Origin of the sequence: Janthinobacterium sp. SUN128, from assembly GCF_030587275.1 — a bacterium.
Taxonomy (GTDB): Bacteria; Pseudomonadota; Gammaproteobacteria; order Burkholderiales; family Burkholderiaceae_D; genus Janthinobacterium; species Janthinobacterium lividum.
Window position 1 is genome coordinate 81,307 of record NZ_JAPWHY010000001.1, and the last position, 19,664, is coordinate 100,970.

Annotated in this window: 17 protein-coding genes and 1 other RNA gene; 15 read left to right on the plus strand and 3 right to left on the minus strand. The window is 64.7% G+C overall.

What is annotated here, in order from left to right; all coding sequences use genetic code 11:
- Window positions 1–61 precede the first annotated feature (61 nt).
- The 9 genes from pilV (at window position 62) to O3297_RS00445 (ending at window position 10,617) form a co-directional block, all read left to right on the plus strand.
- Window positions 62–631, plus strand: coding sequence for a type IV pilus modification protein PilV (pilV, locus tag O3297_RS00405; protein WP_305047428.1), 570 nt, complete (start codon window positions 62–64; stop codon window positions 629–631).
- Window positions 628–1,587, plus strand: coding sequence for a PilW family protein (locus O3297_RS00410; protein ID WP_305047429.1), 960 nt, complete (start codon window positions 628–630; stop codon window positions 1,585–1,587). The genes pilV and O3297_RS00410 overlap by 4 nt, the downstream gene beginning before the upstream one ends.
- Before the next feature lie 84 nt (window positions 1,588–1,671).
- Window positions 1,672–2,256 carry a PilX N-terminal domain-containing pilus assembly protein gene (locus tag O3297_RS00415; RefSeq protein ID WP_305047430.1) on the plus strand — a complete coding sequence of 195 codons (585 nt, stop codon included), beginning with the start codon at window positions 1,672–1,674 and terminating at the stop codon, window positions 2,254–2,256.
- Entirely contained in the window at window positions 2,253–6,161 is a 3,909-nt protein-coding gene (locus tag O3297_RS00420) for a pilus assembly protein (RefSeq protein WP_305047431.1), read from the plus strand. The genes O3297_RS00415 and O3297_RS00420 overlap by 4 nt, the downstream gene beginning before the upstream one ends.
- Window positions 6,162–6,219: 58 nt before the next feature.
- Window positions 6,220–6,720, plus strand: a complete 501-nt coding sequence (locus tag O3297_RS00425) for a type IV pilin protein (RefSeq protein ID WP_305047432.1) — start codon at window positions 6,220–6,222, stop codon at window positions 6,718–6,720.
- A 9-nt stretch (window positions 6,721–6,729) separates the two neighbouring features.
- On the plus strand, window positions 6,730–7,305 hold the full coding sequence (locus O3297_RS00430; RefSeq protein ID WP_305047433.1) for a GspH/FimT family protein: 576 nt from the start codon (window positions 6,730–6,732) through the stop codon (window positions 7,303–7,305).
- 62 nt (window positions 7,306–7,367) lie between these two features.
- Complete coding sequence (ribD, locus tag O3297_RS00435; protein WP_370385419.1) at window positions 7,368–8,441, plus strand: bifunctional diaminohydroxyphosphoribosylaminopyrimidine deaminase/5-amino-6-(5-phosphoribosylamino)uracil reductase RibD; 1,074 nt, start codon at window positions 7,368–7,370, stop codon at window positions 8,439–8,441.
- Between the two features lie 28 nt (window positions 8,442–8,469).
- Entirely contained in the window at window positions 8,470–9,105 is a 636-nt protein-coding gene (locus tag O3297_RS00440) for a riboflavin synthase (protein WP_034786589.1), read from the plus strand.
- A 99-nt stretch (window positions 9,106–9,204) separates the two neighbouring features.
- A complete protein-coding gene (locus tag O3297_RS00445) occupies window positions 9,205–10,617 on the plus strand; it encodes a hypothetical protein (RefSeq protein WP_305047435.1) in 1,413 nt (470 codons plus the stop codon).
- Here O3297_RS00445 and O3297_RS00450 read toward each other — a convergent pair.
- Entirely contained in the window at window positions 10,614–11,039 is a 426-nt protein-coding gene (locus O3297_RS00450; protein ID WP_034786592.1) for an OsmC family protein, read from the minus strand. The genes O3297_RS00445 and O3297_RS00450 overlap by 4 nt on opposite strands.
- Window positions 11,040–11,384: 345 nt before the next feature.
- Here O3297_RS00450 and ribBA point away from each other — a divergent pair, with 345 nt between their 5' ends.
- From ribBA to nusB, 3 genes are all read left to right on the plus strand, one after another.
- Window positions 11,385–12,503 (plus strand): bifunctional 3,4-dihydroxy-2-butanone-4-phosphate synthase/GTP cyclohydrolase II, encoded by a 1,119-nt coding sequence (ribBA, locus tag O3297_RS00455; RefSeq protein ID WP_034786594.1) that lies wholly within the window; start codon window positions 11,385–11,387, stop codon window positions 12,501–12,503.
- Between the two features lie 176 nt (window positions 12,504–12,679).
- On the plus strand, window positions 12,680–13,162 hold the full coding sequence (gene ribH / locus O3297_RS00460) for a 6,7-dimethyl-8-ribityllumazine synthase (protein ID WP_034786791.1): 483 nt from the start codon (window positions 12,680–12,682) through the stop codon (window positions 13,160–13,162).
- Between the two features lie 188 nt (window positions 13,163–13,350).
- On the plus strand, window positions 13,351–13,821 hold the full coding sequence (gene nusB, locus O3297_RS00465) for a transcription antitermination factor NusB (protein ID WP_034786595.1): 471 nt from the start codon (window positions 13,351–13,353) through the stop codon (window positions 13,819–13,821).
- Between the two features lie 121 nt (window positions 13,822–13,942).
- Here the strand turns inward: nusB and O3297_RS00470 are convergent, their stop codons facing one another.
- Window positions 13,943–14,857, minus strand: coding sequence for a lytic transglycosylase domain-containing protein (locus O3297_RS00470; protein ID WP_305047436.1), 915 nt, complete (start codon window positions 14,855–14,857; stop codon window positions 13,943–13,945).
- Window positions 14,858–15,336: 479 nt separating this feature from the next.
- On the opposite strand from O3297_RS00470, the gene ubiD reads away from it, so the two are divergent.
- Both ubiD and ffs read left to right on the plus strand, forming a co-directional pair.
- Window positions 15,337–16,821, plus strand: coding sequence for a 4-hydroxy-3-polyprenylbenzoate decarboxylase (gene ubiD / locus O3297_RS00475; protein WP_305047437.1), 1,485 nt, complete (start codon window positions 15,337–15,339; stop codon window positions 16,819–16,821).
- 181 nt (window positions 16,822–17,002) lie between these two features.
- An RNA gene (gene ffs / locus O3297_RS00480) (signal recognition particle sRNA small type) lies at window positions 17,003–17,101 on the plus strand.
- Between the two features lie 28 nt (window positions 17,102–17,129).
- Here ffs and O3297_RS00485 read toward each other — a convergent pair.
- Window positions 17,130–17,282, minus strand: a complete 153-nt coding sequence (locus tag O3297_RS00485; RefSeq protein WP_180278305.1) for a hypothetical protein — start codon at window positions 17,280–17,282, stop codon at window positions 17,130–17,132.
- A 56-nt stretch (window positions 17,283–17,338) separates the two neighbouring features.
- Here O3297_RS00485 and dnaX point away from each other — a divergent pair, with 56 nt between their 5' ends.
- Complete coding sequence (gene dnaX / locus O3297_RS00490; RefSeq protein WP_305047438.1) at window positions 17,339–19,657, plus strand: DNA polymerase III subunit gamma/tau; 2,319 nt, start codon at window positions 17,339–17,341, stop codon at window positions 19,655–19,657.
- The last annotated feature ends 7 nt before the right edge of the window (window positions 19,658–19,664 follow it).

Consider the following 19,664-nt stretch of genomic DNA (forward strand, 5'->3'; position numbering starts at 1 on the left):
CGCCTGTTCTTGCGACTCTTTCTGCGGAAGGGAGTAGCGCATGCGCAATGGCGGTCGCACTATGTTTCCTGCGGGTGGCAGCAGCCTCGTCGAGGTGCTCGTGTCGCTGCTGCTGTTGGCGCTGGGCCTGCTCGGTGCCAGTATCCTGCAACTGAACTCCCTGCGCGCGCGCCATGAGTCGGCGTTGTTGTCGGCGGGCGTGCAACTGGCCGCCGGCATGGCCGAGCGCATGCGCGCAAACAGCGTGCTCATGAATGGACCCGATGCGGGCAATCCCTACCTGAACGTGGCGTACGCGGCGGCGGACGGCGCCGACGCTGGCGGCGGTGCGCCGGACTGCTTCGGTGCCGCCGCCTGCGGTGCGGCTGAACTGGCGCAATTCGATATCGCCGAATGGAAGCAAGGGCTGCATGCGGCCTTGCCAGGCGCGCGTCTGCACATTTGCCGCGACCTCGCCGCGTGGGACGCCGCCGCCCAGGGTTTGCATTGGGCTTGCAGCGGCGGCAAGGGGGCGCCCATCGTCATCAAGCTGGGCTGGCGCGCCCGCCTGCCCGATGGCTCGTCCGCAGAGAATGCGGCAGGCGAGTCGCTGCCCAGGCTGGCATTCCAGCTGGGCGGAGGCGGCGCATGAACCGCCGGCATCGTGGCATGAGCCTGGTGGAATTGCTGGTGGCCCTGTCGCTCGGTTCGCTGTTGATGTTGGCGGCCAGTAGCGTGTTGCTGGCGGCCAGCGGCAGCTATGGCGACCAGTCCTCCAGCGCGCGGCTGGATGACAACGGCCGCTATGCGCTCGATACCATCGCCCGCGCCGTGCGCCAGACGGCGTACGTGAACTGGGATAGCAGCGCCGCGCCCGTCGCCCATGCCGATGACGACAGCGCCAATGTGGCCGGGCTCGACGCGCGCAGCCTGGGCAAGAACAGCGAAGGCATCAGCGGCGCGCTGCCCGGCGCCTTGCATGGCAGCGATGTGCTGGCCTTACGCTATTACGGCGCCGGCAAGGAAGAGGGCGGCGACGGTTCCGTGCTCAATTGCGCCGGTTTTGGCGTGGGCGCCGCGCAAACGGAGGCGCAGCGGGGCTGGAGCATTTTCTATGTAGCGCAGGGCGCCGATGGTGAGGGCGAGCTGCGCTGCAAATACCGTGGCGCGAACGGCTGGGGCGCGGACGCCATCATCCGCCGCGTCGACGGCTTCCAGGTGCTGTATGGCCTCGACACGGATACGCCTGCCGACGGCGTGGCGAACCGCTATGTCAACGCCAGCGCGCTCGACGCCTACGATGCGGCGCTGGTGCTGGTTGGCGCGGACGCGGCCGCGCGCCAGCGCGATTTTCACCGGCGCACGCACTGGAAGCGCGTGGCCAGCGTGCGCGTGGCCTTACTGTTGCATGGCGAGGCGGGCCAGGCGGACAAGATGGCGGAACTGGGACCGGCGCAGTTCGATCTGTTCGGCAAGGCGTATGCCGAGGCGCACGGCGCCGGCGACACAGGCGTGCGCATCGCGCGCGCGTCCTTGCCCGCCGCGACGCGCTCTCGGCTGCGGCAACTGGTGCAGACGAGCATCATGCTGCGCAACGGGCCGGCCTAGGCGGGCGGCGCGATGGCTGGCGCGGGCGTCCGCTGTTGCTTATCTTGTCGTGCACTTCGTGAGCGCTGCGGCGGCGCCACCCTCGTGTATGTGCTGTGCCTGCTGGTGATCATCTTGTTGCTGGGCATATCGGCGGCGCAGATGGCCTTGCAGGGCGAAAAGGCGGCACGGGGCGAGCGCGACAGGCAGATCGCGTTTCAGGCGGCGGAGGAGGCATTGGTGGATGCGCAGAACGATATCGAAGGCTTGCCCGGCGCACCGGGGCGCAGCAGCCTCTTCGCACCATGCAGTGCGGCAGGGTTTGCGGACGGCTGCGGCGAAGGGGGAGCACTGGGCCTGTGCCTGCCGGCAGCCCCGGGTGCGCCGGCACTCTGGCTGAGCACGGACCTCGATGGTGACGCAGGGGGCAGCCGCACCGTGCCGTACGGCCAGTTTACGGGCGCCGTCATGCAGACAGGGCAGGGTTTCCTGCCGTCGCGCCGGCCCCGCTACCTTATCGAACTGCTGCCGTTTCACCCGCCCGGCGCGCAGGCCACTGCAGTGGCCAGTGGTCTGGCCACGGAAAGCTATGTGTACCGCATCACGGCCATCGGTTTTGGCGCGCAGGAAAGCACGCAAGTCGTGCTGCAAAGCTATTACCGCAAGCAGGCGGCTGGAGCGGGGCCATGAGGGCTTTGCCGTCCGCTTTCTCGTCCGCGCTGCGCTGCTCCGGCTGGGCCTGGCTGCTGGGGGCTGGCCTGATTTGCAGTAGTGTCCTTGCCGCCGCTCCCCCGGTGACCTTGGCGCGGGCCGACGCGGGCTTGCACGGCGCCAGGGTGCCGCCGAATCTGCTGCTCAACCTGTCCCTCACCCACGCTGCTGCCGCTGCCGCACATGGCGGCGACTATGCGCCGCAGCGCGAGTACCTCGGTTACTTCCATGCCCGCATGTGCTACAGCTATCCGTATCGCAGCAAGGACGGCGTCATGCTGCCGGACTTGCGCGTAGCGACCGCTTACTTCTCCGTGCTGAAACCGGCCGATGCGCTGCACGGCTGCGGCGGAGACAGTTTCAGCGGCAACTTTCTCAACTGGGCCAGTGCCAGCATGCTCGACATCGTGCGCTATGCGCTGACGGGCGGCGACCGCGTCATCGACGAGGTGCGCAAGACGGTGCTGCAGCGCACCTATTTGCCCGATGCCGACAGCCCCATCGACTTTTTTGCCCACCCCGTTTTTTTCCCGCGCAAGGTCTTGCAGACTGGCGTGGCGGCGGCGACGCCGTTTGCGTTGGCGCAACTGGCCATCGTTTCTTGCCGTAATCGCCTGTTGTTCGGCGACGCCAGTTTGCCTCCGGGCGGCAATTGCGACGCGCCTGGGGCCGCCGCCACGCACGGCGTGTTCCTCGCGCGCGTGCGCGTGTGCGACGCTGATGAGGGGCCGCTGCGCGACGACTTGTGCCTGGCGTATGGCAAGAACTACAAGCCGGTGGGCGCCATGCAGCGCCATGGCGGCAGGGTGCGCGTGGGCGTGTTTGGCCATTTGAATGGCCTGCCTGCAAGCGCTGGCGCCGTGTATGGCGGTGTGCTGCGCGCGCCGCTGGCCCACGTGGGACAGCAGCGCTGGATGGCGCCCGACTTTATGCCGCAAGACAATACCGGCGCCGAGTGGCATCCCGCCACTGGCGTCTATGCGGCTCAAGCTGGGGCCCAAGGCGCGAGCCCTGGCGGCGGGGTGACCGCTTACATCAATGGCCTGGGCCGCGGCAACGCCGGGCATCCCGGCGCGTACGCCAGCGCGGCGCCGCTGGCTGAATTGCTGTACGAATCGCTGCGCTATCTGCAGGGGCGGCAAGCGAGCGCCGTCGTGCCACCCGCTACGGCACCGCCTGCCATCGACGACGGCTTGCCGGTCGTGACGCAATGGAGCGACCCGCAAACGGCCAGTTGCCAGCGTCACATCGTTGTCAGTTTCGGCGATGCGGGCATGGCGGGCGACCGCTACGTGCCCGGCAACGTTCCGGCGACTCCCGCATCAAACGGCGACCGCGCCCGCGCGCCGGACAGTTTTGCGCCGCCCCCGTTCGATGCCATGGCCTGGACGCATGCGGTGGGCAGCCTGGAAAGCGGTGGCGTGCAAGGCAATCCCGCGCCACGGCCCGAACTGGCGGCACTGGAATTGCTGGCCGAGGGGGCGGGCGGCGCCAGCTACCATGCGGCAGGACTGGCCTACTGGTCGCATGTGCAGGCCCTGCGTCCCGGCGGCAAGAGCGACGGCATGGCGAAGGTCGAGCACTATGCGGGCGACTTGCGCCAGGGCGACCCGGCCGGCGAATCGGCCGCCACTCCCGTCGCTACGCCCTTGTTATTGGCGGCCAAGTATGGCGGTTTTCTCGATGCCAATGGCGATGCCAATCCCTTCAAAAGCGCGACTGGCAGCGCGCTGAGCGAGTGGAGCCTGGATGGCCGCTGGCCCGCCCATTACCTGCCCGGCAGCGACCCGGCCGCCCTGATCGGGGGACTGCGCGCAGCCTTTGCGGCTGCCGACAAGGGCAGCTTGCCGGCGACGCTCGCCGGGCCTGCCCTGATGGCGCTGGCCAGCGGCACGGAAGAGGCATACTGGTTCCAGACGCAGATGCGCCTGGTCGATGGCAGCATGACCTTGTCGCGCACCGCATTTGCCTTGGGGGCCGATGGCGTACTGCTTTCCGGCAAGCCATGGTGGAGCACGGGCGGGCAGGAGCAGGTCGCGCCAGATGGAACGCCAGCGGTTTTGCGTCCCGTCTACACGCTCGATGCCAAGGGCACCCTGATGCCGCTGGCCTGGAAGCGGCTCGATACGGAGCAGCGCGGCGCATTCGACGGCGGCGATGGACGAGGGGAAGCGCGCCTGGCGTATCTGCTGGGCCAGCGCACGCATGAGGTGGGCCAGCCGGGCGGCTTCCTGCGCCGCCGCACAGGCAGCCTGGGCGCCGCGCCGCATGGCAATTTGCTGTACGTGGGCGCGCCGGGGCTGGGCATGCCGGGGGCAGGCTATGGCTTGCACCGCAAGGCGCTGCTGCAGCGGCGCAAAATGCTGTACCTGGGCGCCAACGATGGCTTGCTGCATGCCTTCGATGCGCGCACGGGCAGCGAATTGTTTGCCTATCTGCCGCAAGCGCTGCTGCACCTTGCGCCAGCCGCTGCGAGTACTCACTACAGCCCCGGCCCGCTGCTCGATGGCGCGGCGGCCACGGCGGAAGTGCTAGCGCTGGGGCATTGGAAGACGGTACTGGTATCGGGCATGGGCGGCGGGGCGCAAGGCATGTTTGCGCTCGACATCACAGATCCGGCCCGCTTCGCGCAAGACGGAGCGCTGTGGGAGTTTACGGACCGTGATGACAGGCTGATGGGCAACGTGCGCGGGCCGCCCAGCTTTGCCCGCATCAACATGGGCGGCAAGGAGGGCGCGCCAGCCTACCGCGATTTTGCCATCGTCGCCAGCGGCTACAACAACCATGTGGATGATGGCAAGGACACGACGGCGCCCGCATCGGCCGCCGCCATTTTCCTGCTGGCGCTGGACAAGGCGCCCGGCACGTCCTGGGTGTTGGGAAGTAATTACTTCCGCCTCAAGGTGCCTGTGGCCAGCGGTGGTGGTGGCGGCGATGGCGGCCATGACACTGATGCGGGCGCGAACACGGGCGCTGACGCCATGCGCCACGCGCTCGGTCCGCCCGTCGTGGTGCCGGGCGGCGACGGCGCGCTGGCTTATCTATATGCGGGCGATTTGCAGGGCAATATCTGGCGCCTCGACATGGCTGGCGGGCCGCCGTGGAAAGAGGGGGCGGGACGCAAGCTCGTCTTTGTCGCGCGCGATGCGCAGGGCAGGCGCCAGCCCGTGACGCAACAGCTGAACGTGGCCTACGCACCCGGTGGCGGCTATCTGCTGCTGTTCGGCACGGGCAAACTGGTCGAAGCGGCCGATACCTGGCCTTCCGCCTTTTTGTCGCAATCGTTTTATGCCGTGCACGACGATTTGCGGGAGTCGTCTCCCACGCGCAGCCGGGCTGATTTGGAACAGCGCAGCCTGGGCGAGGCGGTGGGCGGCGTGCGCGTCGATGGCGCCGAGCTGCGCTATACAGGCGGCGACGCCATGCGCGGCTGGTACCTCGATTTCCTCAATACCGCGCAAACGGGCGAACGCAGCATCGGCAGTCCCGTACTGGCCGCCGGCAAGGTGCTGTTCAACACCGTGCTGCCCGGGCGCGATTCTTGCGCCAAGCCGGCCACGCGCCTGTACGTGCTTGATGTGCTGAGCGGCTTTGCCGCCGATGGCGCCGGGGTCGTGCAGGCGGGTGCGCAGACGGGGCGCTTGTTCGACGGCCTGGCGCGCGCACCGCCGCTGGCGCTGGAATTGAACAGCACGGTGGGTGCCGCGACGGCGGCGGGGCGGGCCGAGGGGCGCAAGGAACTGGCGGTGTTGCAGCCTGGCTTGCCTGGCGCGGCCAGCGGAACGGGACTCAAGGTCGTCAGCGCACCGCTGCCGGCCCGGCGCCTCAGTTGGCGCGAAGTGGCGAACTGGCGCGAATTGCACGAGGCGGCCAAGAAAAAATAAGGCCCAGTGAGGCTGGCACATAGCATCGGCGGCGATTTCAGGAACGACGGGAGCTTATATGGGCGTGGTGGCAAGCCGGCACGGTCCCGCTGCAAACGGTGGTGCTCCTGCTGCCACACGGGGCTTCAGCCTGATCGAACTGCTGTCCGCGCTGGCGATCCTGAGCCTGCTGCTGGCGCTGGCCGTGCCCGCTTATCACGGTCATGTCGTGCGCGCCAAGCGGGTGCAGGGGCAGGCGGCCCTGCTGCGGCTGATGCAGCAGCAGGAGCGCTATTATTCGCAAAACAACCGCTATCTGGCATTTTCCTCCGCGTCGCCGTCGTCGCAAGTACAGCTGTTTCCATGGTGGTCTGGCGACGGGGGCGCGGCCGGCAGCGCGTATGAAATCGAGGCGCTGGCTTGTCCCGGCCTGGCGATCGGGCAATGCGTGCTGTTGCGCGCGATGCCGGGCACGTCCAAGGTCGATGCGCACTTCCAGGATGCCGATTGCGGCGTGTTGTCCTTGAGCAGCACGGGTCAGCGCGGCAGCAGCGGCCCGTCCAGCCATTGCTGGCCCTAGGCCATGGCCATGCACAATCGCTCACCGCGGATTGGGCACACCGTCGGGCATACCCTGCCCGAATTGCTGGCCGTGTTGGCGATTGCCGCGTTGCTGGCTGCCGCTGCCATGCCCAGCCTGCAGCAGGTGCTGGCACACCAGCAGGTGCGTGCGGCGGCCACGGACTTGTTTTCGGCCATCGAATTGACGCGGGCACAGGCGATGGCGCGGGGACAGCGCGTGCTGCTGATGCCGGCCGGAGCCGGTGGCGTGGACTGGCGTACGGGCTGGCTGATATTCATCGACCGCAATGCCAACCTGGCGTTCGATGGCGATGACGAATTGCTGTTCCGCCAGGGGCCGCTGCCGGCGGGCATCACGGCCCAGTTCGCGTTTTCGTCGGCCACGGCGCCGTTTTATATCGCCTACAATGGCGCAGGACGCAGTTGCAGCGCGACCAATAGCCTGGCGGCGCGCTGGGGTACCTTGTCCCTGGCTTTGGGAAAGCAGGTACGGCATATTAAAATCAATATGCTGGGCAGGGTGCGCGTGTGCGACCCGCAGCAGCAGGCGGCCAATTGCAGCGGCGTGGCCGACAGTTCGTAACCCGACTCACCTATCACTCACTATCAAAGAAGCCCGTGGAAATACTCAACGATATCGATGGCATGCGCCTGGCGCTGGAATGGGCGGCGCGCGGTTTGTACACGACCTCGCCCAATCCCCGCATCGGCTGCGTGATCGTCAGGGATGGCCAGGTGATCGGCGCCGGCGTGACGCAGGCGGCCGGGCAGGATCATGCCGAAGTGCAAGCGCTGGCCAATGCGGCGGCGCGTGGCAACGATGTGCGCGGCGCCACCGCCTATGTCACCCTGGAACCATGCAACCACCACGGCCGCACGCCGCCATGCTCCGATGCGCTCGTGCGCGCAGGGCTGGGGCGCGTCGTGGCCGCCATGACGGACCCGAACCCGCTGGTGGCGGGGCAGGGACTGGCCAAGCTGGAGGCGGCCGGCATCGCCGTCACCACGGGCGTGCTGGCCGACGAGGCATATGAAATGAATATCGGCTTTTTCTCACGCATGCAGCGCGGCAAGCCGTGGGTGCGCATGAAAACGGCGGCCAGCCTGGACGGCATGACAGCCTTGCACAACGGGCAAAGCCAGTGGATCACCGGGCCGCAAGCGCGCGCCGACGGCCACGCCTGGCGCGCGCGCGCCTGCGCCATCCTGACGGGCATCGGCACCGTCAAGGCGGACGACCCGCAATTGAACGTGCGCGCCGTCGAGACGCCGCGCCAGCCCCGCCGCATCGTCGTCGACAGCCGGCTCGACATCAGCCCCGACGCGCGCATCCTGCAAGGGGGCGGCACGTGGATCGTGGCGGCCGTGGCCAACCCGGAAAAGGAAGCGCAGTTGCAGGCGCTCGGCGCGGAAGTCATCATGCTGCCGAACGCGGCCGGCAAGGTCGACCTGGCCGCGCTGATGCTGGAACTGGGACGCCGGCAATGCAATGAAGTCCACGTCGAGGCCGGTTCCAAACTGAACGGCTCGCTGATCCGCGAAGGCTGCGTCGACGAGCTGCTGGTCTATCTGGCGCCCACTTTGCTGGGCGATGCGCAAGGCATGTTTACCTTGCCCCCTTTGACGGATATCAAGCAGCAGCACACTTTGCAATTTCACCAGGTTCAGCAAGTGGGCGAAGATTTGCGTATCCTTGCAAGATTCGCCCAGCGCAATTAATACTTTCATACTTTTATAGGGTTAGTTCATGTTTACAGGAATTGTTGCCGCCATCGGCAAGATTGAAACCGTGCAACCGCTCGACGGCGGCCTCGATGCAGGCGTGCGCCTGAACATCCACGCGGGCGGCTTGCCGCTGGCTGACGTGGCCCTGGGCGACTCGATCGCCATCAATGGCGCCTGCATGACGGTGGTGGAAAAGTCGGACACGGGTTTTGCAGTCGATGTCTCGCGCGAAAGCCTCAATTGCACCGTGGGCCTCGATACCACCACGGAAGTGAACCTGGAAAAAGCCCTGACCCTGGCCGAGCGCCTGGGCGGCCACTTGGTGTCCGGCCATGTCGACGGCCTGGGTATCGTGCGCAAGTTCGAAGCCGTGGGCGAATCGTGGGAACTGGTGATCGAGGCGCCGCACGAGCTGGCGAAATACCTGGCCTTCAAGGGTTCCGTCGTTGTCAATGGCGTGTCCCTGACCGTCAACCGCGTGGAAGACCTGGGCGCGGGCGCCGTCAACGGCTGCCGCTTCTCGATCAACCTGATCCCGCACACGATCGCCATGACGACCCTGAAACACTTGACGGTCGATGGCAAGGTCAACCTGGAAATCGACCTGATCGCCCGCTATGTCGAGCGCATGTTGTCGCTGGACAAGGCTGCCGCTTAACACCACAGCTTGAAGCAACACACTTGCTGCCTTGCCAAGCGTGTGTTGCTTTTCTTTCAGACGCGCATACTATGAAGCTTTCCGCAGTGGAGGCTAGCCATGGACCCGATTTCGCGCGCAACCGTGCCCAACACCATCCCGGCCACGTCCCGCGTGGGCGCAACGGCGCCGCTGCCGCCTGCACTGCCCGTGCCGCCTTCCAGCGCGGCGGCTGCTCTTGCCATCCTGTCATCGACCCAGGTCGACATCTCCCCGCTGGGCCAGTTCCTGTCCGGCGTGGCCTTGTCGCGCCGGCAATTGCTGGCCTTGCAGGGCGCCACGGAAGAGGCCAGGGCGGCAAATACCCCAGTGAATGTCAATGACGACTTGCTGGTGCTGGCGCGGCAGTTGACGGAATCGTTCGCCCAGCTGCAAACGAGCGGCATCGATGCTAGCCAGCTGGCGACGGCCGGCGATGCGCCGGGCAGCCTGGCGCAGCGCTACGATTTGCTGTCGGGCGACGGCACGACGGATGCGGCCGCCGCGCTGGCGCAGGACGGCAGCTTGCTCACGCAAGCGCAACTGGCCCGCATCGGCATCGACTTGCGCAATGAAGATGTCGATGCGGTCATTTTGCAGGCCGCGTATGCGGCCGACAGCAATGCCACCCTGGATGCCTTGCAACAGGGAACGGACGTGCTGGCGCAGGTGGGCGCCGTGCTAGCCCAGCAGCAGGGCGCGCCGCTGGCTGTCGTGGTCGAAGCGGATTTGACGGGCGAAGCACTGCCGTCCAGCGCCGCGCAGGCTCCGCAGGCCGAGCAGATGCAGGCCGTCGACGAAGCGCCGTCGCAGACGGCCGCTATTGCGCAGCGGCAGCTGGAACTGCAGCAGCAACTGGAAGCGGAGGAGCTGAACCTGGACTTGCAGGAACTGCGGCCCCAGCCGCAGGCGCAAGCAGCGGCTGATGCGGCGCAATTGCTGCAGACGCAGCGCACCGACAACCAGCGCGTCGATGCCCAGCGCCTGGACGCCGAACGCCTGGAGAGCGAACGCATCAATACCGATCAGCAGGCGCAGCAGCAGGAAGCGGCGCGGGTGGATGAGCTGCGGCAGGGGCAAGTGCAGCAGCAGGGATTGCAGCAGCAGGCGCAAGCAGCGGCGGACGATGCGGCGCGGGCGCAGCTGGCCGCCAGCGACGCGCAGATGGCGGCCCAGGCGGCATCCGACCGGGCGCAGTCGCTGGCGCGCGCGGCGCAGGGGCAGGCCGATGCCGGCCTCGCGACGGCGCAAGCCCGGCTGGCCCAGCAAAATGCGCAGGCGCAAGAGCTGGCCGCGCAAAACGCGGGCCAGGCCGTGCCGCCGCCTTCATCGCAAGACCCGTCCGTGGCGGCGGCCATCGCCGCCTATAACCTGAACAATGCAGCCCTGAATCCCGGTTTGATGAACCGGCCATTGCCGGCCAGCGACTCGCGCCTGCCGCTGGTGGCGCCGGTGGCCCCTGTGGAACCCGTCAAGCCCGTGACGAAAATCTAGGGCTGCAGGGTAGCGTCCAGGGTAATGTTGGCTTTAAGCAGCTTCGACACGGGGCAGCCGGCCTTGGCCTTGCCCGTCAATTCCTCGAATTGAGCCTGGCTGGCGCCGGGGATCTTTGCCTTCAGGATCAAATGGACGGCCGTGATGGCAAAACCGTCGTCGACCTTGTCGAGGGTGACTTCGGCCGTCGTCTCCATCTTTTCCGCCGTCAGGCCCGCTTCGCCAAGGATCAGCGACAGGGCCATGGTGAAGCAGCCCGCGTGCGCGGCGCCGATCAATTCCTCGGGATTCGTGCCGGGCTTGCCTTCGAAGCGGCTGGCAAAGCCGTAGGGATATTCCTGCAAGGCGCCGCTGCGCGTGCTGATGGCGCCCTTGCCATCCTTGATGCCGCCTGACCAGATGGCCGATCCATTGGTTTTCATAGTGCCGCTCCTGTGTGGGGTGTAGCTGCGAGTGGGGCGTCAGCGCCGTGGCGGTGACTGGCTGATCTTATGCTCTTTGCAAGGCCGGCGGCGCGCGCCTTGCCGTCGCCGTATGCGCTGGATCAGGGAATGGGCGCTTTGCGGGGCAGGCGGTGGCATCCGTGCCGCAAAGCTGTCTTATTTCAGGTCTGCAAGCGCTAAATCCTTTAAAATAGCAGGTTATAAGAAAATTCCCGGAAATTCGCGGAATTTTCGCGCTCGATATTTCAGTTTTTAGTTTCATTAACAACGCCAGGCAAAACCGACGCGCAGCAGGTTTTGCCAGGTGTCTTCAGAGGATGAATAATGTCAATATCCAGCACCGAAGAGATCGTCGCTGAATTGCGCGCCGGCCGCATGGTGATACTGGTCGATGAAGAAGACCGGGAAAATGAAGGCGATCTGGTGCTTGCCGCCGATTTCGTGACGCCTGAAGCCATCAATTTCATGATCACGCATGCGCGTGGCCTGGTCTGCCTGACCCTGACGGAAGAGCGTTGCGACGAGCTGAACTTGTCGATGATGACGTCGCGCAACGGCACCGCCTACGGCACCAATTTTACCGTGTCCATCGAAGCGGCCGAAGGCGTGACGACGGGCATTTCCGCCGCCGACCGCGCCAAGACCATCCAGGTGGCCGTAGCCAAGGGCACGCAGCCCAGCGATATCGTCCAGCCTGGCCATATCTTCCCGCTGAAAGCGCAAAAAGGCGGCGTGCTGATGCGCGCAGGCCATACGGAAGCCGGTTGCGACCTGACGGCCATGGCCGGCCTGACGCCCGCCTCCGTGATTTGCGAAATCATGAAGGACGACGGCACCATGGCACGCCTGCCGGACTTGCTGGTCTTTGCTGAGCAGCATGGCTTGAAAATCGGCACGATTGCCGACCTGATCCATTACCGCAGCCAGACGGAATCGCTGGTCGAGCGCGTTGCCGAGCGCACCTTGCACACGGCGCACGGCGAATTCCGCCTGATCGCCTTCCGCGACAAGCCCAGCGCATCGGCCCATTTGGCCCTCGTGCATGGCGACCTGGCGCCCGGTCTGGAAGCCCTGGTGCGCGTGCACCAGCCCGTTTCCTTGCTGGACGTGCTGGAAAGCGAAGCGACTACCCACTCGTGGACGGTAGCCGCTTCGATGGCCGCCATCAAGCAGGCCGAGCGGGGCGTGATGGTCTTGCTGAACTGCGGCGAGACGTCGGGCGAGCTGTTTGCCCAGTTCGCCGCGCTCGATACGCCGCAAGCGAAGCCGAAAGGCCGCGCCGCCAGCATGGACTTGCGCAGTTACGGCATCGGCGCGCAAATCCTGCGCGATCTGGGCGTGAGCAAGATGCAATTGCTGGCCAGCCCCCGCAAGATGCCGTCGATGGCCGGGTTCGACCTGGAAGTAACGGGTTTTCAGTGCCATCCAGGCCAGGACGCCTAACTAAATCTACTGCGCGTCGCGATTTGCGGCCTGTGATGCTCACTGTACCTTCGTACAGTTGCGCTTCTCGACCACAACTCGCTGCCGCTCGCTACGATTTTGTCAGGCGTCGATGTAGAGTAAATGATGGCGACATGTGCATGTCGCCCTGAACCACCAGATTAAAGAGGCTTATGATGAGCGTAGGAACATATGAAACCAATTTTGCCGGCGAAGGTTTGCGCGTCGGTATCGTCCAGGCACGATTCAATGAAATCGTCGGTGGTGGCTTGCTGTCGGCATGCCTGGAAGAGTTGAGCAAGCTGGGCGTGGCCGATGAAGATATCCTGCACGTGACCGTGCCGGGCGCCCTGGAAATCCCACTGATTCTGCAAAAAATGGCGGAAACCGAGCAATTCGATGCCCTGATCGCACTGGGCGCCGTGATTCGCGGTGAAACCTACCACTTCGAGCTGGTATCGAACGAATCGGGCGCGGGCATCACGCGCGTCGGTCTCGATTACGGCATCCCCATCGCCAACGCAGTGTTGACGACCGAAAACGACGAGCAAGCGGAAGTGCGCATGCTGGTCAAGGGAGCCGAAGCGGCACGCGTGGCAGTGGAAATGGCCAATCTGGCGCAAGCGCTAGAAGAGTTGCAAGACACCGACGAAGACTAAGCGCGTGTGATAAGAATGCCATGGCTGCGTTGCAAGGCCTCGCCGTACTATCGTACTGCCTTCGGCCCCGCGCCTTGCCCTGACATCCTTCTCACGCACGCTTGAATTGCGGCTGCGCTACCTAAAAGCGCGCCGCAGTGTCTCGCCGGAATTTGTAGTGAACACGTATTTAAGAACAGGTAACAATCATGACTGAGAAAAATTTGCTCGCCAATCCCAGCAAAAACCGCACGCCGCGTCACCGCGCGCGCGAGTTTGCGCTGCAAGGCTTGTACCAGTGGCTGCTGAACAATGAAGACGCGACCACCGTCGTGAACAATATTCGCGCCGCGCATGGTTTCGACAAGGCCGATGGCGATCATTTCACGGTGCTGCTGTACGGCGCCATCAAGGATTCGCTGGCGCTGCGCGAAAGCATGGCACCTTTGATCGACCGCAATATCGCGGAGCTGTCGCCGATCGAACACGGCATCCTGCTGATCGGCGCTTTCGAGCTGAAGAACAACATGGAAATCCCGTACCGCGTCGTCATCAACGAAGCGGTCGAGCTGGCCAAGTCGTTTGGCGGTATCGACGGCCACAAGTATGTGAACGGCGTGCTGGACAAGCTGGCAGTGAAATTCCGAGAGGAAGAAGTGGGCGCCAACAAGCGCAAGTAATATATACAGCAGTTCCTGCGGCTGATGCTTCAGGGCAATAAAAAAGCCACCGGCACTTGCGTGCGGTGGCTTTTTTACTGGGTGCCGCTTTTTGGATGCCCCTGTGAGGGCTTTTAAAGGGTCACAGGCCGGCGATCTCGTTATGGGGCAATACTTTGATGGTGATGCCGCTTTCCGCTGCCGGGGCCTTGGCTGGCGCTGGCGTGTTCGATGCCATCACCGGCGTCGTGGTCGGCACGCGCTGGCCGGCCGACACTTGTTTCAGGCGGCGGTATTCGGCCAGCACGCGCGAGCCATAGCCCGAGTCGGTGGCGAAGTTGGCGGCGCCGACGTAGGTTTTGAGGCCCGCTTCGACGGAACCGCCACGCGTGACGTAGTCTTTCAGGATCAGCGAGCCGACACGGATGTTGGCGACGGGATTCAGCGCTGCCTGCACGCCGCCCATTTCCTGGAAGCGCTCATGGTGCACTTTCGACATGACCTGCATCAAGCCTTGCGCGCCGACGGGGCTTTCCGCGAACGGGTTCAAGCCCGATTCGATGGCCATCACGGCCAGGATCAGCAGCGGGTCCAGCTTGATTTCACGGGCTGTCAGGTAGGCCGTCGAGACGAGCATATTGGTCGCATCGTTGGCTACGCGGTAGCGCTTGGAAAGCCAGTTGGTGACCCATTGCTGCTGCTTTTGCGTGCCCAGCAAGGCTTTTTCTTCCTTGCTCAGCGGTGCGTCGCTGGCGGCCGTTTGCACGGAAGCAGGCGCATCCATCAGTGCCGACAGGGCCGGTGCTTCAACGGCTTGCGCCTCTGCCATCGGCAGCGGGAACAGGCTGTGCGTCAGTTGCTTGCCCAGGTCAGGGCGGAACATCAGCAGGGCGATCAGTGCCAGGGCGGAAATGCCGAAGACTGTCAGTGTGTGTTGTGCCGTGGTCAATACGCCACGTGCCGAAATGGCTTGTGCGCGGGCGCGCAAACGCGCCAACGCTGGCTGGCCAGCCACGGTTGAAGCAGGCAAAGCTGCTTCAGTGCTACGATGAGTCATAGAGTTCCCCGAAATGTCGCGTCAACAGGCAGTCCCTCCGCGGTCTCGCGGTGTTGTGGGTACTGCCAATGCCGTGCATCAGAAATATCATCGTTTCCGCCGCGTATGGATGCGTGCGAGAAACGCCGTCATTGCTTGCTTGAGCTGATCGGTCCCGTTTTTGGTATTGGATCAGTCGCAATACAACTTTTACCGGGGGTAAGGCAGACGCCTTTTGAAAACACTCCTTAAAATGTCATGTGGAGCCCCGACTCCGTGAATGAAAGAGAAACGCTAAAATCAAGCTCTGGGCCGGCGTGCTCTTTCAAGTTGGGCGAATTGTAGAAGCCGTTTTATATCAAGTCAATACTAACGAATCGTTTCTTTATTACTTTTATGTCTTACTTTTTGTCTTGCATTGTGCCAAAAGCCAATAAAATCAATTACTTGGCATAGATCCTTCAGCAACGGCGTCCGACGTCAAAAAAAATTAAAAACACATGAAATATTCAGATTTGCGAGATTTTATTTCTCAACTGCAACAAATGGGTGAACTTAAGCCCATTTCGACCCCCATTTCACCGATTTTGGAGATGACGGAAGTGTGCGACCGCACCTTGCGCGCGGGCGGGCCGGCCTTGCTGTTCAATCATCCGACGGGATACGACATGCCGGTGCTGGGCAATCTGTTCGGCACCACGCGCCGCGTGGCGCTGGGCATGGGCGCGGAAGACGTCAGCGAGTTGCGCAAGATCGGCCATGTGCTGGCGCGCCTGAAGGAGCCGGAGCCGCCGAAGGATTTCAAGGACTTGCTGGGACTCGGTTCACTGGTGAAATCCGTGTGGGACATGTCGCCGAAGGAGTTGCGCGGCGCGAAGTGCCAGGAAATCGTCTGGGAAGGCAACGACGTCGACCTGGCGCGCCTGCCGATCCAGCATTGCTGGCCTGGCGACGTCGCTCCCCTGATCACCTGGGGCCTGGTGATCACCAAGGGCCCGAACAAGAAGCGGCAAAACCTGGGCATCTACCGCCAGCAAGTGCTGGGGCGTAACAAGGTCATCATGCGCTGGCTGGCGCACCGGGGCGGGGCGCTGGACTTCCGCGAGCACGCGATCCAGAGCAAGGGCAAGCCGTACCCGATCGCCGTCGCGCTTGGCGCCGATCCCGCTACTATATTAGGGGCCGTCACGCCGGTGCCGGACAGCCTGTCCGAATACCAGTTCGCCGGCTTGCTGCGCGGCAGCCGCTCGGAGCTGGTGAAAGCCATCGGCAGCGAGCTGCGCGTGCCCGCTTCCGCCGAAATCGTGCTCGAAGGCCATATCTACCCGGATGAAAACCATCCGAGCGGCTACGAGCACGCGCTGGAAGGGCCGTATGGCGATCACACGGGCTACTATAATGAGCAGGACAGTTTCCCCGTGTTTACCATCGACCGCATCACCATGCGCCGCGACCCGATCTACCACTCCACGTATACAGGCAAGCCGCCGGACGAGCCGGCCGTGCTGGGCCTGGCGCTGAACGAAGTGTTCGTGCCGCTGCTGCAAAAGCAGTTCAGTGAAATCACGGACTTCTATCTGCCGCCCGAAGGCTGCAGCTACCGCATGGCCGTGGTGCAGATCAAGAAGCAGTACGCGGGCCACGCCAAGCGCGTGATGTTCGGCGTGTGGAGTTTCCTGCGCCAGTTCATGTATACCAAGTTCATCGTGGTGGTCGACGAAGACGTGAATATCCGCGACTGGAAAGAAGTCATCTGGGCCATCACGACGCGGGTCGACCCCATCCGCGACACCACGCTGGTCGACAACACGCCCATCGATTACCTGGACTTCGCCTCGCCGGTCAGCGGCCTGGGCAGCAAGATGGGGATCGACGCGACGAATAAATGGCCGGGCGAAACGACGCGCGAGTGGGGCACGGTGATCGCCATGACGCCGGAAGTGAAGGCGAGGGTGGATGGCATCTGGCAAGAGCTGGGTTTGTAGGCGCTAAGTAGGTCGGGTTAGCGCTTGCGCGTAACCCGACGTTGCGGCGCTTGCATGTTCAGGGCCTGCGTAGTCAGCAGTGTCGGCTTACGGCCTGCGGCCTAAGCCGACCTACGCATAAAATGATCGCGTGCAGTACGGCAATTTCCCAATCTTGCGCAGGTCGGTTATAATTGTCCCTGGCGGGCCCCTGCGCATCGTGGCATGGCTAACCTGGTCAGGTCGGGAACGAAGCAGCCACGGCTATTAACCATGAGTGCCGCAGATCAGGCTCGCCTCCTTCGGGAATGTTTTATCAGGATCGACAATCAAGCTGCCATGGGCAGCTTTTTTGCTTTTACGGCCATATTTTCTTGCCGGCCCGCAGCATTGCCAGGCTTGCCGTGTTTTCCATATTTCCAGCTGGCCATGTTATACAATTGCTGCTTTGCCGCGTTTGCCATTTTGAATGGCCCGGCCATGAGGCTTGCGCCCGCCGCGCAGGATCACCCGCAAAATCGCATGGTAAAATCTCAGCATGTCCTATCAAGTCCTCGCCCGTAAATACCGCCCCAAGAATTTCGAGACGCTCGTCGGCCAGGAGCACGTCGTGCGCGCGCTCACGCATGCCTTGCACAGCGGCCGATTGCATCACGCCTACCTGTTCACGGGCACGCGCGGCGTCGGCAAGACGACCCTGTCGCGCATCCTGGCCAAGTCGCTCAATTGCATCGGCCCCGATGGCACGGGCGGCATCACGGCCCAGCCTTGCGGCGTGTGCGAAGCGTGCACGGCGATCGATGCGGGGCGCTTTGTCGACTATATAGAGATGGATGCGGCATCGAACCGTGGCGTCGATGAAATGGCGCAGCTGCTCGAGCAAGCCGTGTATGCGCCAAGCAATGCGCGCTTCAAGGTCTATATGATCGATGAGGTGCACATGCTGACGAACCACGCGTTCAACTCCATGCTGAAGACGCTGGAAGAGCCGCCCGAGCACGTGAAGTTCATCCTGGCCACGACGGACCCGCAAAAGATTCCCGTGACCGTGCTGTCGCGCTGCCTGCAGTTCAACCTCAAGCAGATGCCGCCCGGCCACATCATCAGCCACCTGGACAATATCCTGGGACAGGAAGGCATCGCCTTCGAACAGCCAGCCTTGCGCCTGCTGGCCCAGGGCGCCCACGGTTCCATGCGCGACGCGCTGTCCTTGACGGACCAGGCCATCGCCTATGCGGCCGGCGAAGTCACGCTGGATGCCGTGCAAGGCATGCTGGGCGCGCTCGACCAGTCGTATCTGGTGCGCCTGCTCGATGCACTGGCGCAGCAGGATGGCGCCGATCTCCTGGCCGTGGCCGACGAGATGGCTTCGCGCAGCCTGTCCTACAACGGCGCCCTGCAGGACCTGGGCACCTTGTTGCACCGCATTGCGCTGGCGCAAACCGTGCCCGCCGCCTTGCCGCAGGATTTGCCCGAATACGCGGACATCGTGCGCCTGGCTTCCGCGTTTGACGCGGAAGAAGTGCAGCTGTTTTACCAGATCGCCGTGCATGGCCGTAATGAACTGGGCCTGGCGCCCGATGAATACGCGGGCTTTACCATGACCCTGCTGCGCATGCTGGCCTTTCGGCCCGGCATAGGCGGCGCCGATGGCGTGCCGGCTGCACCGGCCGCTGCCACGGGCAACCGTCCGGCCGCCGTGGCCGCCGCGCGCGCCGCGGCTGGGGCTTCGGCTCCCGCCGCCCGCGCCGCCACGAACAGCGTGGCCAGCCACGCCGCCGTGACACCGCCCGCCGTGGTCGCCGCCGCTGCCGCCAGCATGGCGCGCAGCGAAGCGTCGCCGCCGCGCGCGGCTGCGCCGGCGCCAGCCGCTGCACCGGCGCCGGCACCAATGGCGCCGCCGCTCGCTACGCCGCCAGCGGCTGCTCCTGCTGCGGCTGCCCCGGCCGCATCGGGCGCCCCGATCAGTTCCGCGCGCGCCGCCATCAATGCGGCGCTGGAAGCGGCCCGCGCCGCCTCGAAAGGCCGTCCGGGCAGCGCGCCGTCGGCGCCATCGTCGGCGCCCAAGCCAGCCGCACCGGTACCAGCAGTGGCGCCTGTCGCCGCTGCCCCGGCCGCGCCAGTCCAGGCAGCTCCGCCGCCACCGCCCGCCGCCGCGAAAGCGCCGGCGCCGTGGGACGACGCGCCACCCGTGGCCGTGATGGAAGCACCGGTATCCGTACCGGCGGCGGCACCGGTACGCCAGGCGCCGCCACAGCAGCAGGCGCCCGCCGCCGACGACTTGCCGCCGTGGGTCACCGAATTTTCCGACGACAGCGCCTCCGCGGCCGTGTCGGCGCCCGCCGCGCAGAGCAGCGAGCAGCCGGCCGTCATCATGCCGCAGCGTGCCGCCAAGCAAGCCGCCCCCAGCGGACCGTATGTGATCACGCCCGTGCCTGGCCTGGACTGGGATGGCAACTGGCCGGCCGTCGCCGCCGTGCTGCCCCTGCGCGGCATAGCCCAGCAATTGGCCGTGCAGGCCGAGCTGATCGAGTGCCTGCACGACGGTCACAGCACCACGTTCCGCCTGCGCGTGCCGATCGACACGTGGCGCAGTCCGGCCAACGTGGAAAAACTGGCTGCCGTGCTGAGCGAGCGCTTCGGCCGCAAGGTCAATGTCGATACGGAACTGGGCGCTGTCTGGTATACGGCCAGCGCGGAAGCGCAGGCCCACCGCGAGGCGTGCCAGCTGCAAGCGGAAGAAACCATCGCCAGCGATCCCTTCGTGCTCGACATGAAGCGTGCATTCGACGCTTTTGTCGTGCCGGGAACGATTACCCCTGCACCGGCCGGCTCCGCCGCGCCGACCCTGCATTGATGATTAA

Coding starts and splice junctions, on each gene's coding strand:
- O3297_RS00470 (WP_305047436.1), bottom strand. CDS start 14,857: ATGACTCATCGTAGCACTGAAGCAGCTTTGCCTGCTTCAACCGTGGCT.
- O3297_RS00440 (WP_034786589.1), top strand. CDS start 8,470: ATGTTTACAGGAATTGTTGCCGCCATCGGCAAGATTGAAACCGTGCAA.
- pilV (WP_305047428.1), top strand. CDS start 62: ATGTTTCCTGCGGGTGGCAGCAGCCTCGTCGAGGTGCTCGTGTCGCTG.
- O3297_RS00445 (WP_305047435.1), top strand. CDS start 9,205: ATGGACCCGATTTCGCGCGCAACCGTGCCCAACACCATCCCGGCCACG.
- O3297_RS00430 (WP_305047433.1), top strand. CDS start 6,730: ATGCACAATCGCTCACCGCGGATTGGGCACACCGTCGGGCATACCCTG.
- O3297_RS00450 (WP_034786592.1), bottom strand. CDS start 11,039: ATGAAAACCAATGGATCGGCCATCTGGTCAGGCGGCATCAAGGATGGC.
- nusB (WP_034786595.1), top strand. CDS start 13,351: ATGACTGAGAAAAATTTGCTCGCCAATCCCAGCAAAAACCGCACGCCG.
- O3297_RS00420 (WP_305047431.1), top strand. CDS start 2,253: ATGAGGGCTTTGCCGTCCGCTTTCTCGTCCGCGCTGCGCTGCTCCGGC.
- O3297_RS00485 (WP_180278305.1), bottom strand. CDS start 17,282: ATGGCCGGGCCATTCAAAATGGCAAACGCGGCAAAGCAGCAATTGTAT.
- ribBA (WP_034786594.1), top strand. CDS start 11,385: ATGTCAATATCCAGCACCGAAGAGATCGTCGCTGAATTGCGCGCCGGC.
- ubiD (WP_305047437.1), top strand. CDS start 15,337: ATGAAATATTCAGATTTGCGAGATTTTATTTCTCAACTGCAACAAATG.
- ribD (WP_370385419.1), top strand. CDS start 7,368: ATGCGCCTGGCGCTGGAATGGGCGGCGCGCGGTTTGTACACGACCTCG.
- O3297_RS00425 (WP_305047432.1), top strand. CDS start 6,220: ATGGGCGTGGTGGCAAGCCGGCACGGTCCCGCTGCAAACGGTGGTGCT.
- ribH (WP_034786791.1), top strand. CDS start 12,680: ATGAGCGTAGGAACATATGAAACCAATTTTGCCGGCGAAGGTTTGCGC.
- O3297_RS00410 (WP_305047429.1), top strand. CDS start 628: ATGAACCGCCGGCATCGTGGCATGAGCCTGGTGGAATTGCTGGTGGCC.
- dnaX (WP_305047438.1), top strand. CDS start 17,339: ATGTCCTATCAAGTCCTCGCCCGTAAATACCGCCCCAAGAATTTCGAG.